Raw genomic sequence first — 16,667 nt, forward strand, 5'->3', positions numbered from 1 at the left:
ATGTTCAAGACGTTAAGTAACATATAACAAGAATGAACCTTACAAGACAGCTTATGTCTTATCTATTTGCTACTTACCTCGGTATTAAGGATTTTAATGAGACTTAAACATTTAGCCTTGGCATCTTTTGCTATTTTGTCTTTAAGCGCTTGTCAGGCTACTACTAAACCCGCTGCTATTATTAATGTGCCATTTACTGCGCCACTTGCATCAGACTTTAGAAATGAAATTGCCATTGCTCGTTTTTCAGAACTATTAAATAGGGCAGACTTAAGTACAGAGCAACAAGCAAAGCTGTATTATGACCGTGGTGTGCTTTTTGATAGCTTAGGCATGACCACTTTATCGCGAATTGATTTTAACCGAGCAGTTAAACTGAAGCCTGATTTAGCCGAGGTGTATAACTTTTTGGGGATTCAACATACCTTGATGCAGCAATACGAAAAAGCATACGAGTACTTTGATTCAGCCATAGAGTTAGACCAAGAACATGAATATGCGTATTTAAATCGCGGTATTGCTTTGTACTATGGCGATAGAGCCACGCTTGCAAAAGATGACTTTAAAACGTTCTTGGAGCGCTCTCCTAACGATCCTTATCGTGTGCTGTGGCTTTATTTAGCGCAAGCGGCACAAGATAAAACTCAGGCACTCGCTTCGTTAAAAGCCAATGCGGCAGCCCTTGATGAAAACGAATGGGCATATCAGCTTATTGCCTTGTATGTAGGTGATATGAGTGAAAAAGCATTTTTTTCAGGCATAGCCGATGGTGTAAGTTCACAACAAGAATATGCTCAACGTTTATGTGAAGCTTATTTTTACTTAGCTAAACAGCACCAAGCCGCAGGTGAGCTTTCAATTGCAACAGATTACTTTAAGTTGGCGCTGGCCACGAACGTTCATGAATTTATAGAATATAAATATGCACGTTTAGAGCTTGAGTTGATGGCAAGTGAAAGCGCGGGCTAATTTTTTTAAATTAAGTATTTTATTACTGTGCACTAGCTTAATTAGTGGCTCCAGTAATAAACAAAATAGCATTGGCTTTTGGCAAGTATTGCACGCCAAAGCCAATGTAATTGACAGTTATTGGCAATTTCCTGGTTACTTTGCATCGCATATTTTACAACTTCCCCCGACCTCATTAGCAACCTTAGCACGCAATAAAATAGCCCATGCACAATACGGATATGGGTTATCATTATTAACCAATAATCAAACTGAAACCGCCAAGCTTTTTTGGCAAGCAAGCCTCAATGAGATAACAATTGAACAACAAAAACATCTCGCAGCTTTATTGCTTGCTCAGCAGCGCTGGCAAGATTTAGCGTTATTAAAAGCCCACAATAAGCTCCCTAAAGGGGATGCCTTTTATCATTTACAGTTACAACAGCGTGCTCCCTCAGATGCATTAAACCAACCCTTTATGAATAAATTAGGGTTTTTGGTAGCGAGCGAGCAAATTGAGATACAAAAGCAATGCACATTTAATGTGCTAATGCTGAGCGATCACCGTGATGGTTTATATAGGCTCAACCACTTTGTGAAAAAATACGCACAACACCCAGAGCCTAGTAGTAATGCATTTTGTTTTTCAAAGCCTATATATGTTGGTAATGCAATTGCTTGTAACAGCACTAAAGCAACGCTTGCGCAGTGCGATTGGCAACAGTCATCACTTAAGCAGCGGCTTCCTAAAGGATTCGATTTTGCGATTATGATGCCCAAGCAAGGTACTGCCAATGTGCATCAGGGCTTAATGCATATTAACTCGCAGGCTAATTATGCAGTCTTTTTACATGAATTAATGCACTTTAATGGTTTTGAAGATGAATACGCTTTACCAGCAAAAAAACAAGCTTGGCTTTGTCAGCTTGAGGGGTTGGTTGCCCCTAACTTGTTTATTGCTCATAACACTGATGCGCCAAAAGGATGGCACAAAAGCAAAAGCTGTCAGCAAGGAGGTGTTGCTTATAAGCCAAGCGCACAGTGGTCTATTATGCAATATCAACAGGTTGGACTTTCAGAGCAATATCGGGCTTTGTGGCAAACTCATATAGAGCAACATGCAGATTTATTCCCGCGCTTTTAATCATTAAATAGAGTGCTTTTAGGTTGTTTAACCAATGATTATATGAGCCTATTAAAACTGCTTAAAAGCTGAGCCGGTTTTATCCCAGTTCATTAATTTATAGACTTTTTTGTTTGATTATTGCCCCGCTAGAAGCGCTTTCTATAGACAAAAACCGTGTTTATCAGTATAACTGTACGTATTAATGTTGTTAAAAAACAGATATAAAACGTATACCCAAGTCACTTTGGTATTTAATAATAACAAGTAGCGAATTGATAAACTTTATGATTCAAAAAGGCCCTTCATTATGACTTTGCTCTGGATACCCCTGTTATCCTTATTAGGCAGTGTTATTTCTGCATGCACCGGCAAACTTTCTCGAAATCAGGCAACGAGCCTAACGGCTATTGCGCCTTTAGCCGCGCTTGCAATTACACTTTATCATGCGCCTGCGGTTCTCGCGGGAGAAACCATTCGTTTTAGCGCGCAGTGGATACCTGCTTTAGGGCTGGATATTTCCTTACGCTTAGATGGATTGAGTTTACTGTTTTTATTTATGATTTTAGGAATAGGGCTGCTGGTTATTTTGTATGCCCGTTATTACCTAAGTCAAAACGATTCACTGCCAAAGCTATTTAGTTACTTAATGTTATTTATGACCGCCATGCTGGGCATTGTTATGTCAAACAATGTGATTCAGTTATGGGTATTTTGGGAGCTAACCAGTATTAGCTCGTTCTTGTTGATTAGTTACTGGTGGCATAAATCAGAGGCGCGCAAGGGGGCGCGAATGGCACTGGCGGTAACCGGTGCGGGTGGTTTAGCATTACTGGGCGGCTTAATGCTGCTAGGTGATATTGTTGGAAGCTACAACCTAGACACTATTTTAGCTAGCAAAGCGATTATTCAATCACATGATTTATACGAATTAGCGCTGGTGCTAGTATTACTAGGCGCCTTTACCAAGTCTGCACAATTTCCGTTTCATTTTTGGTTACCCCATGCCATGGCAGCACCTACACCGGTTAGTGCCTATTTACACTCTGCCACTATGGTAAAAGCGGGTATCTTTTTACTTGCGCGTTTTTATCCAGCACTGGCGGGTACCGACACTTGGTTTTTATTAGTCGGTTTGACGGGTTTAACTACACTTTTATTTGGCGCTTACATCGCGCTATTCAAACATGACTTAAAAGGCTTATTAGCCTATTCAACAATTAGTCATTTAGGCCTAATTACTCTATTACTCGGCCTAGACACACAACTTGCAACCGTAGCCGCTATTTTTCATATTATTAACCATGCTACGTTTAAAGCGTCGTTATTTATGGCCACGGGTATTATTGACCATGAAACCGGCACGCGTGATATGCGCAAACTCAATGGCATGTGGCGCTACTTACCTTATACGGCCACATTGGCGATGGTGGCCGCTGCCGCTATGGCGGGTGTGCCGCTATTAAATGGTTTCTTGTCAAAAGAAATGTTTTTTGCTGAAACACTGCATCAGCAAGTACTTGGCTCTATGTCGTGGTTAATTCCTGTGCTGGCAACCGTTGCAGGTGCGCTGTCGGTAGCGTACTCATCTCGCTTTATTCATGACGTGTTCTTTAATGGTGAACCGATAGACTTACCACGCACTCCTCATGAGGCACCACGTTATATGCGAGTGCCAATCGAAATCTTAGTGGTGCTGTGTATTTTAGTGGGGATTTTTCCGCACTTTGCAGTAGATGGTATTTTATCGGCTGCCTCATTGGCGGTGCTTGGCCAAGCTATGCCTGAGTACAAGCTAACTATTTGGCATGGTTTCAATTTACCTCTACTTATGAGTGGTATGGCGGTGATTGGTGGTTTATTTATTTACGTTAATCGTAAGTACTTGTTCCAGTTTCAGGCGTCGTTACCTCCTTTTAACGCTAAAAAAATCTTCGAGCGTTTTTTAGCGGTTGTGGTTAATTGGTGTCAAAACAAAATCCAATCAACAGAAAATGGCTCATTACAACGCTATGTATTTATTATGTTAGGTGTTGTATTACTTGCCTCAGGTTGGCCATTATTTGAAATGAAACAGCTAGCTGGCAGTGTACCTAACACCCCAGTTGATATTCAAAATGCTATAGGTGCAGGGCTACTGATTATTGGTGCTATTGCTACCGTTATTTGGCATCGAATTCGGATGGTGTCGTTATTAATGCTGTCGATTGTGGGATTAATGGTGTCGGTAGCGTTTACACGTTTTTCAGCGCCTGACTTGGCCTTAACGCAACTTACAGTAGAAGTTGCGACCATCATATTATTAATGTTGGCACTGTTTTTCTTACCGCAAAGTACGCCAAGAGAGTCAAGCTCGTTGCGTATTTTACGTGATGTGGTTATTTCCTCTACGGTGGGGGTAATTATTGCTAGTATTTGTTATGCATTACTGACCCGTCCTCTTAATTCAATTTCTGAATTCTTTGTTGCTAATGCTAAAACAGGCGGTGGGGGTACTAACGTTGTTAACGTTATTTTAGTTGATTTTAGGGGCTTTGATACCTTAGGTGAAATCACCGTGTTAGGGATTGCAGCACTGGGTATATTTAAACTGTTATCAAGAATTCCGCTTTATATGCCAGCAAGCGACAGTGAAGGGCGCCCATGGTCTAAAGACCGTCACCCTATTTTATTGGCTTGTATTTCACAAAGCTTATTACCATTGGCGCTATTAGTATCCGCTTATATTTTCTTACGTGGTCATAACTTACCGGGCGGTGGATTTATTGCCGGCCTCGTGACCTCTATTGCCTTTATTTTACAATATATGGCCCATGGTACTGCATGGATTAATGAACGTTTTGATGTTAACTATCGAAAAATTATTGCATCAGGTATCGCTATCGCCATGTTTACGGGTGTCGGAAGTTGGTTCTTCGATAAACCATTCTTAACTACCTGGTTTGATTACTTTGATATTCCGTTTGTTGGTAAAACAGAGCTAGCTAGCGCCATTGTATTTGACTTGGGCGTGTACTTAACCGTTGTTGGCGCGACGCTAATGATCCTTGCGAGCTTAGGTAATATGACAGCGAACGCAGAGAAAGAAGAGGTAAATATTTAATGGAACTGTTATACGCATCTTGCGTTGGCGTGCTAGTCACCTGTGGTGTGTTCTTATTATTAAGAGCGCGCACATTCCCAGTGGTACTGGGGCTGACAATGATTTCTTACGCGGTTAATTTGTTTTTATTCTCATCAGGGCGCTTAACTATCAATAAAGCGGTGGTACTTGGAACTGGCGCTGATTACGCCGATCCACTGCCACAAGCCTTAGTATTAACAGCTATTGTGATAGGATTTGCCATGACTGCGTTTGTGGTTATTTTATCGATACGAGGGCGAGCAGATTTAGGGAATGATCATGTTGATGGCACCCTAACCAGAAGTAAACGCAAGGAGAGAAAATGATTCAGCATTTAGCATCTTTGCCTGTTTTAATGCCTATGCTAGCGGCAATCATTCTGCTACTGCCACCGTGTGGCAAAAGTTTATTTGCACGGCGATTAACTTCAAGCCTAATGGCTATTTTAACCTTTGTAATTACAGTATTACTGCTGGTTCAGGTTAAAGATAACGGGATTATTGTTTATGCAATCGGTAACTGGTCAGCGCCGTTTGGTATTGTACTGGTAGCAGATATGCTCTCAACTTTACTGGTTACTTTAACCGCCTTTTTAGGTCTTGGTGTGGTTTTATATGGGTGTGCCGGCGATGACGAGCAAGGCAGCTTTTTCCATCCCTTGGTTCATTTTTTAATATTAGGGGTAAATGGTGCGTTTTTAACGGGCGATTTATTTAACGTCTTTGTCTTTTTTGAAGTGTTACTAATTGCTTCTTATGCGCTATTAATGCACGGCGGCGGTAAACCAAAAACACGTGCAGCACTGCATTACGTTATTTTAAACTTAGTTGGCTCAAGTGTATTTTTAATCGGCTTAGGTATTTTATATGGGGTATTGGGTACCCTAAACATTGCTGATATGGCTAATAAAGTACCGCAGTTAACTGGTGATGATGTTTATTTAGCTAAAGCGGGCGGGTTACTATTGCTTGTGGTATTTGCCCTTAAAAGTGCACTATTACCACTGCATTTATGGCTCCCAAATGCCTATTCAAGTGCGACACCTGTGGTTGCTGCATTATTCGCGATTATGACCAAAGTAGGTGTTTACGCCACTTTACGCGTATATACAGTGGTATTTGGTGAGCAAGCCGGTGAACTTGAGCATATGGCGCAGTCTTGGCTATGGGCGTTGGCCATTGCTACCATAGTGATTGGGGCAATCGGGGTGTTGGCAGCACAAGATTTACGTAAGCTTACCGCAAACTTAGTACTGGTTTCTGTGGGTACTTTAGTGGCACTGGTTGCACTTCAAAATATAAACGCCACAGCTGCACTATTGTATTATTTGGTGCACTCAACGTTAGTGACTGCAGCACTATTTTTACTGGCTGATTTAATTGCAACTCAGCGAGGTAAAGCCGGCGACAGATTAGTTGGCGGACGCGCAGTTAAACAACCATTCTTGTTGGGAGCGTGTTTTATTATCGCTGGACTAACCGTCATAGGTATGCCGCCACTTTCAGGTTTTGTAGGTAAAATTTGGATTTTAAAAACCACCTTAAACAGTGAGCAAGCACTGGTATTTTGGCCTGTTTACTTAATTATGAGCTTAGCGTTAATTGTTGCTATATCACGTGCAGGCACGAGTTTGTTTTGGGAGCATAAAGACAAAGGCGGTGAGGCTGCTGATGTTGCTAATGCACATCCGTTGCAAGTTATCGTACTTGTTGGCCTGCTCACAAGCTCAATACTGTTGGTTGTTTTTGGTGATTTGGCAACGCAATATGCACTTGAAACAGCAACACAACTTCACGATATTAGTGGTGGTATTAATGCGGTACTCAAGGGAGGTCTGTAATGCGCTTAGAAGCTCGTTTTCGTTGGTTACCCACACCGTTTCGTAGTCTATTTTTATTTATAGTATGGCTATTATTAAATAACAGTGTGTCTGTAGGGCATATTATATTGGGTGCATTGTTAGCACTGCTTATTCCTTTATTTAGTATGTCGTTTAGAGATCCACAACCACTCATATTAAAGCCTGGCTTGGCGTTTAAGCAGTTACTTATTGTGCTTTACGATATTATTGTGGCTAATTTACAAGTGGCCTTATTAATATTGGGCCCTTCAAAAAATTTACGTCCAGGTTTTGTTAAAGTGCCTATCGATTTAATGCATGAAATGCCAATTACTATTTTAGCTAGTTGTGTGTCTTTAACGCCGGGTACAGTAAGTGCTGAGGTTTATCCTCTCATTAAGTCACTTAATGAAGACGATGAACCGGCGCAGCGATATTTATTAATTCACGTGTTAGATTTAGATGATGAGCAAGCACTTATCAAACAAATTAAAGCACGCTACGAAGCTCCCCTAAAGGAGATATTTCAATGTTAGATACAGTATTACTGATTGTTTTTTCAATGGTTGGATTGTCATTACTACTAAATTTATGGCGACTTATTATTGGTCCATCAGTACCAGATCGTATTTTGGCGCTCGATACAATGTACATTAACGTTATTGCATTGATTATTTTATATAGCATCAGTATGGGAACAGGTTTATATTTTGAAGCCGCTTTGCTTATCGCAATGTTAGGCTTTATAAGTACGGTGGCAGTATGTAAGTATTTACTTCGTGGCGATATAATTGAGTAAGGTATTAAAATGATAAGTGAATGGATCGTATCAATATTGCTGTTGTTAGGTGGGCTCTTTATTTTAATTGGCTCTATTGGCTTAATTAAACTGCCGGACTTTTTTATGCGTTTACATGGGCCAACTAAAGCAACCACTTTAGGGATGGCAAGTATACTCACGGCTGCGATGGTATTTTTTGCCAATTCAGCTAGTGGCTTAAGCGTAAAAGAAATATTAATCACTATATTTTTATTAATCACGGCGCCCATTAGTGGTTATATGCTAATTAAAACCGCTATTCATCATAAGTTAAAAGCCAAAGATGGAACGAAAGGACTCGATAATATCGAAAAAGATTAACCCTAACAATAAACGACAAAAAGCCGAATAATGGTAGTTATTCGGCTTTTTGTTTTTTTGGTTGTTCCCATTTACAACATTTATTGAACATGTGAGTATGGCGTAAATTCAAATACAAAAAGGATATTAATATGGGTAAGGTATTACTTTTATCACTACTTATTTTTTCAACTAGCCTATATGCAGCGCAAACTACTAAGCAACAAAAAATTGATGAGCTGGTAGAGGTGATGGATATGGACGCTATGGTTGACTCTATGTATTCTCAAGTTGAGGGCATGATGCAAAATATGTCTGTGCAAATGGGGGTAAAGCCAGATGAAAAGCCAATATTTGACAAATATTATGCCGATATGACTGAGGTGCTAAAAACCAAAATGAGCTGGCAAAAAATGCAGCCTATGATGGTTAACCTTTATGATAAGCAATTTAGTGAGCAAGAGATTAGCGATATGCTCGATTTTTATAAAACAGAGTCAGGGCAAGCTATTTTGAAAAAAATGCCACAGGTGATGCAAGCATCTATGCAAATGTCACAATCTCTAGTGCAAGAAGCCATGCCTGAGATCCAAGCAATTGCTGGGCAGCTAGGTGAAGCACTTAAGGAATCGCGTAGCGAAGCTAATTAAACTATAGTTAACTTAACTCGTAGCAAAATAACGTCTACATTTTCTAGCAGTCACTATTTTGTGATTGCTGTATTCTTCTTCTTCTTTAAGCAAACGTAATCACTTATTTAATGTGCCGATAACGCATTCCCTGAGATTTAAAATAGCGGTTGACCTGTGTGTTACACATAGGTTTATTATATTGTCATTAAATAACCAGAGATTTAGTGATGTACGTAAAGCAATTAGCTAACGCTATGGGTGTAACCCAAGACACTGTGCGGCACTACACGCGTATAAAGCTACTTAACCCCATTCGTAGCCAAAGCAATGGCTATCAAGTGTATACTGCTGCCGATCAACAGCGTTTAAAGTTTATTATTAGTGCACGGCAACTTGGTTTTTCTATTAAAGATATTCAGCAAATAGTTGCTCAGTCGGAGCAAGGGAATTGCCCATGCCCACTGACACGACAATTAATTGCAAAGCGACTTGAAGAAACAGAGCGGTTATTTCAAGAAACACTCAAACTAAGAACGCGTATGCAAGCAGCGGTAAAACAGTGGGAAAACTCAAGCGATGGTGCTGTAAGTGCCGATATATGTAGTTTAATTGAGACCTTTGTAGATCCCCTTAACGAACAAGTGAGTTCCGAGGAAGCAAAATGAGCAACAATAAAGACACAGTGCAAAATTTTATAATTGAAGGTGCCAATTGCGGCAGCTGCGTCGCAAAAATAGAAAAAGCGCTAAAAAGCGTATCAGGTGCGCAGCGTGTTGAAATGAACTTTGCTGATCGCAGTGTGCAAGTTGAAGGCAATGCGCCATCAGCTGAGCTGATTGAAGCAGTCGAAAATATTGGTTACAAGGCTAAGCCAATGAATAGCGAGTCGGAGCAAGACGCGCTAGATGAAAAAGCCAAAGCCGATAGCGCACACTATAAAAAGCTAATGCGAAATATGGTATTGGCGCTAGGCGTTGGCGCTCCGCTTATGTTGTATGGGCTTATTTTTGATATGAGTGTCACCACCAACGCGCAGCGCATTGGCTGGTTTATTGTTGGTATAGTCACTTTAGTGGTTATGGCCATTGCGGGTAAACAGTTTTACAACGGCGCATGGCAGTCATTTAAAAACCACACCGCCAATATGGATACACTGATTGCATTGGGCACAGGTACCGCGTGGTTGTATTCTATGGTGGTAGTCATTGCGCCAAGCGTGTTACCCGAGGTGGCCAGGCATGTTTATTTTGAAGCCTCAGCGATGATCATCGGTTTAATTAGCCTAGGCCTTGCCTTTGAAGTAAAAGCCCGCGGTCGTACTTCTGAGGCGATAAAACGCTTAATCGGTTTGCAGCCAAAAACCGCTCGGGTAGTGCGTGATAACAAAGAGCAAGATATAGCTATTAGTGAGGTACTAAAAAACGAGACTGTGCGTGTACGCCCCGGTGAAAAAATCCCCGTGGATGGTGAAGTCATTGAAGGTAGCAGCTTAGTGGATGAGTCAATGCTCACGGGTGAGCCTATGCCAGTCAACAAAAGTGAGGGCGATACCATTGTTGCAGGCAGCATTAATAAAAGTGGCACGTTGCTATTTAAAGCCACCCATATTGGCAGTGAAACCACACTTGCCACTATTATTAATATGGTTAAACGAGCACAAAATTCTAAACCCTCCATAGGGCGTTTAGCCGATGTAATATCCGGCGTATTTGTTCCTACGGTAATGATTATTGCAGTGCTCGCGGGCCTTGCATGGCTTAATTTTGGCCCCGAGCCGAGCATTGCTTATGCGGTAGTGGCCGTGACCACGGTGCTTATCATTGCCTGTCCGTGTGCGCTGGGTTTAGCAACCCCTATGTCAATTATGGTTGGGATAGGTAAAGCCGCTGAATCGGGAATACTTATTCGTAATGGAGAAGCACTGCAAACCACCTCTAAAATAACCACCATGATTTTAGATAAGACTGGCACGATCACAGAAGGAAAACCCACCGTTACCGATATCATTAATTTTAATGACAGCGATAAAGTACACGTGCTAAAGCTTGCCGCTAGTCTTGAAAGCGGCTCTGAACATCCTTTAGCGCAAGCTATTGTAAGTTATGCTGAAAATGAAGATATCACGATTGAAAAAGTCAGCGATTTTAACGCTGTGACGGGGCAAGGTGTTACAGGCACATTAAATGGGCAAACTTTATTGTTTGGCAATGAAGCGCTTATGAGCCAACACAATATCAGTATTGCAGAGGCAAAAGAGCAAGCTGAGCAATTAGCCAGCGCCGCTAAAACGCCAATGTATTTTGCTATTGATACCCAACTACAAGCCATTATAGCGGTAGCCGATCCGATAAAAGACGATTCAGCAGAGGCTATTAAACGTCTACAAAAAAAAGGTATCCATGTTGTTATGCTGACCGGTGATAACCAAGCTACCGCCAGAGCCGTCGCTAACAAAGTCGGTATTAAGGACTTTATTGCCCAAGTAATGCCTGATGACAAAGCCAGTGAAGTAACTAAACGCCAAGCTAAAGGTGAAATAGTCGGTATGACGGGTGATGGTATAAACGATGCGCCGGCACTGGCACAGGCTGATGTTGGGTTTGCTATTGGCACTGGCACCGATGTGGCGATAGAGAGCGCTGATATCACCTTAATGCGTGGTTCATTACAGAGTCTTGGCGATGCCATTGCGATTAGTAGCGCCACTATAGTCAATATTAAGCAAAATTTATTTGGTGCATTTATTTACAATGTGGCAGGTATTCCAATTGCTGCGGGGCTGTTATATCCATTCTTTGGTATATTACTCAACCCGGTTGTTGCAGGTGCGGCTATGGCGTTGTCATCACTAACTGTGGTCACAAACGCCAATCGCCTGCGCTTTTTTAAACCCAGTAAATCGTAATTTTATAAATAGGAGTAGCATTATGTTGATGATCAATATACTCGGCGCGTTGTTAATTGCGGTTATTATATACTGGTTTTGGCTATACAAACCTAAGCAAGTGCAGAGTAATAATAACAAAATAACGATAGTGGTTAATAACGGCGTTTATTATCCTGCCCATATTAAAGTGGCTGCTGATAAAAAAATAACGCTGACGTTTAATCGACAAGACAGCGCCCCATGCGCCGAAACGGTGGTGTTTCCTTCACTCGATATCAGTAAAACGCTCGCTATGGGTGAGAATAACACTGTTGAGCTGCCGGCACTTAAAGTGGGTGAATATGCTTTTCATTGCCAAATGCAAATGTACAAAGGCACGTTATTAGTGTCTTGAATACTAGATTAATAAAACTAAAAATGGCTCTGATGCGTATGTTCAAGCAGAAAACTTAGAAGGCGTAGTATGAATAAATTAAATCCTAAAAAACTGCTTAATAGTAAATGGACAGCGATCCCAGCAATTAATAAGGAAAAACATTTTATTATTGTTGAGGTTGAGTTTGATGAAGACGGCAACGTCGTTGAATGTATCACTTAGGCGGTAATGTCAAAAAACCAATACCCAATTCAGTGGCGCGATTTAAAAGATCAACAAAAATGGCTGCAAGGTTGGAAATAAAGCAGACTTTGTAAAACACATTGCTCATGCTCATAGCCCTTATGAGTATGAGCGACTAGTTTATTGTTTTTTAGAACAACACATTGCTAGCGACTCTCCTTTAATACAGCTTTTTTCATCCCAATTCGCCATTTGGCAACAAAACGATAGTTTTTAAATCGTTCTTCAAACGTTTTTATAAAAATAATCTAAATATTATTTTAGTTTTTATATTTCAATGCGTTATACGTACTATTTTATACCGTTAAAGTAAGCATGGCGCATGTGTTCAGAGTCGGTTTATTCTCATAACTGCTCTAAACATGATTTTTCCGGTTTTCTCATTCCCATGTTTCTTTTTATTATAATTTAACTTATTGATTTTAAATGTTTATTTATTTCAGCCCCAGTGGTTGTTGCTAAAAAGCAACAAAATCATGGTTTATTTTTATTAAAATGCTTCAAAATCATTCTAACTACATGTTTTTAAATAACTTTAAAAACATGGCATCGAAGTTGTAATACCTAAGCTGTATTTAGCGAAAACGTGATAAAGCACATCGCTTCATTGCACAACCTAATGAAGGAATTACATTATGAAAACACTTAAATCAACACTGGTATTAATGGCTTTAGCTTCTTCATCAGCGGCTTTTGCAGCAACCGATTTTGACACACTCGATGTGGATGGCAACGGCGCTATTAGCCAAGCTGAAGCATCAGTTGACGCCTCACTTATGAGCCAGTTTACTGAGCTTGATACTGACCAAAACGGTGAGTTATCTAAAGCAGAGTTTTCTAAGGCGTAACCAGCTTTAGTGCTCAATACTACCACTGATTCTGAGTTGCCCAAGACAACCTAAATAGGCAAGGGAGCCTATGACAAAGAATCGCAAGGATATGAGGTTGATAGTTTTGAGCCAATTATTTTTTATTTGACGAACATTGCACACTTTGAAGGATTATATTATGAAAAAGTTACAATCAACACTGGTATTAATGGCGCTTGCTTCTTCATCTGCAGTATTTGCAAGCACAGACTTTGAAACGCTTGATGTAGATGGCAGTGGCACCATCAGCCAAGCAGAGGCATCGGTTGCTGCTGAGCTTATGGAGCAGTTTGCAGAGCTAGATGTAGATGGTAATGGTGAACTTTCTAAAGACGAATTTTCAGCGTACTAGTTTCCCTTAAGGATCTTTGAAAAGGACTTCTTACCATTTTAATTAAGGCATTTAGCCTAAGGATTAATTATGAAAACATTTACTAAAACACTCGCTTTAATTGCACTTGCTTCATCTTCAGCGGCTTTTGCTGCGGTTGACTTTGATTCTTTTGATACTGATGGCGACGGCGTTATTAGCCAGTCTGAAGCACAAGCTAACTCACAACTAGCTCAATTATTTGGTGATTTAGATGTTGATAGCAACGGTGAGCTTTCAAAAGAAGAGTTCGCAAAAATTCAGTAATTACATTACGGATGAAAGCGTTTATGTAATTTATAAACGAGACATAAAAAGCAGCTAAGTAGTAAATACTCAGCTGCTTTTTTGTGCGTGGCGAGAAATAGTGTGTGCAGTTGTCACTAAAATAGTGCAATGGCATCAATGTATTTAATTTAATCTATTGATTTTTATATTCTTTAATTCTTGGTTTTAAACTTGCTTAGCTGTTGATTAGGGTATTTAAGGAGCCTAACTATGGCGAGAATGAGTTATATAAGTAGTGTTGAGCGCTATAACGAATATGAGCAGATAATACATAGCTTATTAGAATCAATTTTAATGAGTATAGATGACGGCATCGCTAATAATCGTGATATGCGCTATTTAACAAAGCATTATCCTTTTTTAGAATTACAATACTGTTTGGACGAGAAGGGCTCACAACAGGGCAATAACGTTTGTTTTAAACGTGCCTACAATAAAAAATTAGCACAGAGAGGCAATAATCAGGATTTAAGTGAGCGGCCTTATTTTTTAAATGTAAAAGCCTGTAATGCTATTTGTTTTACTGCGCCTTATATTTCTATTGCGACCAACCATTTATGTATATCTGCGATTAAAGAATTAAACAAACCTATCAATAATCAACATTATTTAGTTGTTGATGTAAGTTTAACGCAGCTTATTGAGTTTGTGATGGGTGATACCGCTCGTGCGACTATGTCACCTTATTTTAAAGCAGGTTATGGCATTATTGTGGCGTGCTTATTTAGTTTGGTGCTTTTTTTACTCAACATCGTATTTATCGACATCTATGAATTAATAACTCACGTAAATAGTTCGTCCGATCCCCTAGAACCCTTTAGCATCATTATTTATATCACGTTAGCATTGGCTGTTTTTGATCTTGGCAAAACAATTCTTGAGGAAGAAATCCTCATGCATAAAGATATTTTTAGACACTCATCAACACGACGAACCATTACCCGGTTTATCTCTACCGTGTTAATTGCTATATCCATTGAAGCACTACTCACTATGTTTAAAGCCGCATTAGGGCAATCAGAGTATTTAATGCCAGCTATAGCGATGATGCTTGCAGTGGTGGGACTTTTAATTGCTTTAGCGATATATGTGTATTTAGGGGCAAAAGCTGAAACATTGCTTACACAGGCACGGGTAAAACTAAAATCCTCCGAGTAGGAGGATTTTAAATAGTAATGTTTAATTGTATTTATTGTTTGTCAGCGGTGCGTTTAGCTTTAAAGTCAGACTCGCTTGTCCATTTTGGCCAATCACCGTTATTCGCCAGTTGTGAGGCTATATCAACAATCAGTTCTATATCTTGTTTTACCCCACCTAATGACCAATCAGCTGAGTAATCGTCAGCTTCTTTATGGTATTTATGAGTGATGTAGTCAGGATCGGTATCACCTAAGCTCATAAACAGTAAGCTTGGCACACCTTGTTTGGCGAGTGAAAAATGATCCGATCTAAAAAATAAGCCATTTTGCGCACGAGGATCCAGTTTAACTTGACGTCCTTGCGCGTTTGCGGCTTTAGCTAAATAGTGTTCCATAGTCGAGAGGTCTTTACCGTACTGTAAAATATAGTCGGTGCTATCGAGTACGTTCATCCCATCAATATTTAGTAGGGCAACCATATTCTTTGTTGGGATCACGTCACCAGAGGCAAACTGCGCTGAACCAATTAAACCGGTTTCTTCGGCGGTGAAGTTGGCAAAAATAATCGAGCGTTTAAACGGTGTTTGCTGATGCATTTTTTGCATTATTCGAGCAATCTCAAGGGTGGCCGCGGTGCCTGATGCGTTATCAACGGCGCCATTATAAATTTTAGGACCGCTGTCGGTTTGTTTAGTGCCAAAGTGATCCCAATGGGCACTAATAACGATGTATTCATCTGGGCTTTCACTGCCTGTGATTTTTGCGACCACATTGTGTGATTTTGCATGTGACACTTCGTTTTTAAATGCAAGGGTTGCTTTTAAATTCAACGCTTTAGCTTGAAATTGCTCACTAAGTGCTTGTTGCTTTAATTGTTGGTAATTTAAGTGTGCTGATGCAAATATTTGCTCGGTGGCATCGAGTGTTAGCCAGCCCATAACGGGCAATTCAGATGCATTGAGGTTGTTATCCATTAGACTGTATTTAGTGCCGGTATTTGAGCTTTCAACTACCCCCCAAGGGTATGCGGCAGGAGCTGTTTCGTGAACAATAAAGACCGCTTTAGCGCCTTGGCGCGCGGCTTCTTCATATTTATAAGTCCAACGACCATAATAAGTCATGGCATTACCAGTAAATAACGTATCGTCTTGAGTGGCAAAGCCCGGATCGTTTACCAGCACAATAACGGTTTTACCGGTTACATCAATATTGGCGTAGTCGTTCCAGTTATATTCAGGGGCATTTATACCATAACCGACAAAGACCACATCAGAATTGCGAACATCAATAACAGGCTGTAATTGTTTAGTACGAGCAGTAAAGTTTTTACCCGCTTTAAAGCTTAAATCACCCATGGTCAATTGCATGTTTTGATCTGCGGTGATCATGGCCATTTTAACCGGATGTAAAAAATCACCGTTATAGGCACCAGTTAACCCTATGGCTTTGTATTGTTCACTCAAATAGCCAACGGTTTTTACTTCACCCAATGTTAATGGACCGCGACCTTCAAAGTCATCAGAGGCAAGGGTTTTAATATGCTGTTTTATATTATTTAAACTAACGCCCGGACTGTTTTCGAGCGAGGAAGTGGGGGTTGCAGACTCTGAGCAACCCGTTAGTACAATAACTAAAAAAAATGTGATGGTTTTTATATAAGACATAATAAGTTAGGAAATAATATTTTTTTCGACTATAACCCCAAACA

17 protein-coding genes and 1 pseudogene are annotated in these 16,667 nt (G+C 40.3%); 17 read left to right on the forward strand and 1 reads right to left on the reverse strand.

Annotated elements, in window-relative coordinates; all coding sequences use genetic code 11:
- Window positions 1–96: 96 nt before the first annotated feature.
- The 17 genes and pseudogenes from nlpI to AAGD16_RS05395 all read left to right on the forward strand — a co-directional run bounded on the left by nlpI (window position 97) and on the right by AAGD16_RS05395 (window position 14,978).
- Window positions 97–969, forward strand: coding sequence for a lipoprotein NlpI (nlpI, locus tag AAGD16_RS05315; protein ID WP_013464539.1), 873 nt, complete (start codon window positions 97–99; stop codon window positions 967–969).
- Window positions 953–2,092, forward strand: coding sequence for a hypothetical protein (locus AAGD16_RS05320; protein WP_377114109.1), 1,140 nt, complete (start codon window positions 953–955; stop codon window positions 2,090–2,092). The genes nlpI and AAGD16_RS05320 overlap by 17 nt, the downstream gene beginning before the upstream one ends.
- Window positions 2,093–2,381: 289 nt before the next feature.
- Window positions 2,382–5,174 (forward strand): monovalent cation/H+ antiporter subunit A, encoded by a 2,793-nt coding sequence (locus AAGD16_RS05325; RefSeq protein ID WP_028835352.1) that lies wholly within the window; start codon window positions 2,382–2,384, stop codon window positions 5,172–5,174.
- The gene (locus tag AAGD16_RS05330; RefSeq protein WP_013464542.1) at window positions 5,174–5,521 is read left to right on the forward strand and encodes a Na+/H+ antiporter subunit C; all 348 of its coding nucleotides are present in this window, start codon (window positions 5,174–5,176) and stop codon (window positions 5,519–5,521) included. Before AAGD16_RS05325 ends, AAGD16_RS05330 begins: the two co-directional genes overlap by 1 nt.
- Window positions 5,518–7,035, forward strand: a complete 1,518-nt coding sequence (locus AAGD16_RS05335) for a monovalent cation/H+ antiporter subunit D (protein WP_024602786.1) — start codon at window positions 5,518–5,520, stop codon at window positions 7,033–7,035. Before AAGD16_RS05330 ends, AAGD16_RS05335 begins: the two co-directional genes overlap by 4 nt.
- Window positions 7,035–7,571, forward strand: coding sequence for a Na+/H+ antiporter subunit E (locus tag AAGD16_RS05340; protein WP_016899457.1), 537 nt, complete (start codon window positions 7,035–7,037; stop codon window positions 7,569–7,571). Before AAGD16_RS05335 ends, AAGD16_RS05340 begins: the two co-directional genes overlap by 1 nt.
- The gene (locus AAGD16_RS05345) at window positions 7,565–7,834 is read left to right on the forward strand and encodes a K+/H+ antiporter subunit F (protein ID WP_008114565.1); all 270 of its coding nucleotides are present in this window, start codon (window positions 7,565–7,567) and stop codon (window positions 7,832–7,834) included. Before AAGD16_RS05340 ends, AAGD16_RS05345 begins: the two co-directional genes overlap by 7 nt.
- A 9-nt stretch (window positions 7,835–7,843) precedes the next feature.
- The gene (locus tag AAGD16_RS05350; RefSeq protein ID WP_013464546.1) at window positions 7,844–8,176 is read left to right on the forward strand and encodes a Na+/H+ antiporter subunit G; all 333 of its coding nucleotides are present in this window, start codon (window positions 7,844–7,846) and stop codon (window positions 8,174–8,176) included.
- A 131-nt stretch (window positions 8,177–8,307) separates the two neighbouring features.
- Entirely contained in the window at window positions 8,308–8,805 is a 498-nt protein-coding gene (locus tag AAGD16_RS05355) for a DUF2059 domain-containing protein (RefSeq protein ID WP_377114116.1), read from the forward strand.
- A 209-nt stretch (window positions 8,806–9,014) separates the two neighbouring features.
- On the forward strand, window positions 9,015–9,452 hold the full coding sequence (locus AAGD16_RS05360) for a MerR family transcriptional regulator (protein WP_028835350.1): 438 nt from the start codon (window positions 9,015–9,017) through the stop codon (window positions 9,450–9,452).
- Complete coding sequence (locus AAGD16_RS05365; protein WP_377114119.1) at window positions 9,449–11,692, forward strand: heavy metal translocating P-type ATPase; 2,244 nt, start codon at window positions 9,449–9,451, stop codon at window positions 11,690–11,692. Before AAGD16_RS05360 ends, AAGD16_RS05365 begins: the two co-directional genes overlap by 4 nt.
- Window positions 11,693–11,714: 22 nt before the next feature.
- Window positions 11,715–12,068, forward strand: a complete 354-nt coding sequence (locus AAGD16_RS05370) for a cupredoxin domain-containing protein (RefSeq protein ID WP_036956935.1) — start codon at window positions 11,715–11,717, stop codon at window positions 12,066–12,068.
- 69 nt (window positions 12,069–12,137) lie between these two features.
- Window positions 12,138–12,353 (forward strand): annotated as a pseudogene (locus AAGD16_RS05375) (TIGR02450 family Trp-rich protein).
- Between the two features lie 575 nt (window positions 12,354–12,928).
- The gene (locus AAGD16_RS05380) at window positions 12,929–13,141 is read left to right on the forward strand and encodes a calmodulin (protein ID WP_008467122.1); all 213 of its coding nucleotides are present in this window, start codon (window positions 12,929–12,931) and stop codon (window positions 13,139–13,141) included.
- A gap of 160 nt (window positions 13,142–13,301) precedes the next feature.
- Window positions 13,302–13,514 (forward strand): calmodulin, encoded by a 213-nt coding sequence (locus AAGD16_RS05385; RefSeq protein WP_008467121.1) that lies wholly within the window; start codon window positions 13,302–13,304, stop codon window positions 13,512–13,514.
- A 69-nt stretch (window positions 13,515–13,583) separates the two neighbouring features.
- Window positions 13,584–13,799, forward strand: a complete 216-nt coding sequence (locus tag AAGD16_RS05390) for a calmodulin (RefSeq protein WP_377114124.1) — start codon at window positions 13,584–13,586, stop codon at window positions 13,797–13,799.
- Window positions 13,800–14,030: 231 nt separating this feature from the next.
- Window positions 14,031–14,978 (forward strand): EAL-associated domain-containing protein, encoded by a 948-nt coding sequence (locus AAGD16_RS05395; protein ID WP_016899465.1) that lies wholly within the window; start codon window positions 14,031–14,033, stop codon window positions 14,976–14,978.
- Between the two features lie 31 nt (window positions 14,979–15,009).
- Here AAGD16_RS05395 and AAGD16_RS05400 read toward each other — a convergent pair whose 3' ends face one another.
- Complete coding sequence (locus tag AAGD16_RS05400; RefSeq protein ID WP_377114127.1) at window positions 15,010–16,623, reverse strand: M28 family metallopeptidase; 1,614 nt, start codon at window positions 16,621–16,623, stop codon at window positions 15,010–15,012.
- Window positions 16,624–16,667: the final 44 nt, after the last annotated feature.

The organism is Pseudoalteromonas sp. M58 (assembly GCF_042604605.1).
Classification (GTDB): Bacteria; Pseudomonadota; Gammaproteobacteria; order Enterobacterales; family Alteromonadaceae; genus Pseudoalteromonas; species Pseudoalteromonas tetraodonis.

Bases quoted from the DNA above. Each gene is read 5' to 3' on its own strand.
- nlpI (WP_013464539.1), top strand. From the start codon at position 97: ATGAGACTTAAACATTTAGCCTTGGCATCTTTTGCTATTTTGTCTTTA.
- AAGD16_RS05325 (WP_028835352.1), top strand. From the start codon at position 2,382: ATGACTTTGCTCTGGATACCCCTGTTATCCTTATTAGGCAGTGTTATT.
- AAGD16_RS05330 (WP_013464542.1), top strand. From the start codon at position 5,174: ATGGAACTGTTATACGCATCTTGCGTTGGCGTGCTAGTCACCTGTGGT.
- AAGD16_RS05335 (WP_024602786.1), top strand. From the start codon at position 5,518: ATGATTCAGCATTTAGCATCTTTGCCTGTTTTAATGCCTATGCTAGCG.
- AAGD16_RS05340 (WP_016899457.1), top strand. From the start codon at position 7,035: ATGCGCTTAGAAGCTCGTTTTCGTTGGTTACCCACACCGTTTCGTAGT.
- AAGD16_RS05345 (WP_008114565.1), top strand. From the start codon at position 7,565: ATGTTAGATACAGTATTACTGATTGTTTTTTCAATGGTTGGATTGTCA.
- AAGD16_RS05350 (WP_013464546.1), top strand. From the start codon at position 7,844: ATGATAAGTGAATGGATCGTATCAATATTGCTGTTGTTAGGTGGGCTC.
- AAGD16_RS05355 (WP_377114116.1), top strand. From the start codon at position 8,308: ATGGGTAAGGTATTACTTTTATCACTACTTATTTTTTCAACTAGCCTA.
- AAGD16_RS05360 (WP_028835350.1), top strand. From the start codon at position 9,015: ATGTACGTAAAGCAATTAGCTAACGCTATGGGTGTAACCCAAGACACT.
- AAGD16_RS05365 (WP_377114119.1), top strand. From the start codon at position 9,449: ATGAGCAACAATAAAGACACAGTGCAAAATTTTATAATTGAAGGTGCC.
- AAGD16_RS05370 (WP_036956935.1), top strand. From the start codon at position 11,715: ATGTTGATGATCAATATACTCGGCGCGTTGTTAATTGCGGTTATTATA.
- AAGD16_RS05380 (WP_008467122.1), top strand. From the start codon at position 12,929: ATGAAAACACTTAAATCAACACTGGTATTAATGGCTTTAGCTTCTTCA.
- AAGD16_RS05385 (WP_008467121.1), top strand. From the start codon at position 13,302: ATGAAAAAGTTACAATCAACACTGGTATTAATGGCGCTTGCTTCTTCA.
- AAGD16_RS05390 (WP_377114124.1), top strand. From the start codon at position 13,584: ATGAAAACATTTACTAAAACACTCGCTTTAATTGCACTTGCTTCATCT.
- AAGD16_RS05395 (WP_016899465.1), top strand. From the start codon at position 14,031: ATGGCGAGAATGAGTTATATAAGTAGTGTTGAGCGCTATAACGAATAT.
- AAGD16_RS05400 (WP_377114127.1), bottom strand. From the start codon at position 16,623: ATGTCTTATATAAAAACCATCACATTTTTTTTAGTTATTGTACTAACG.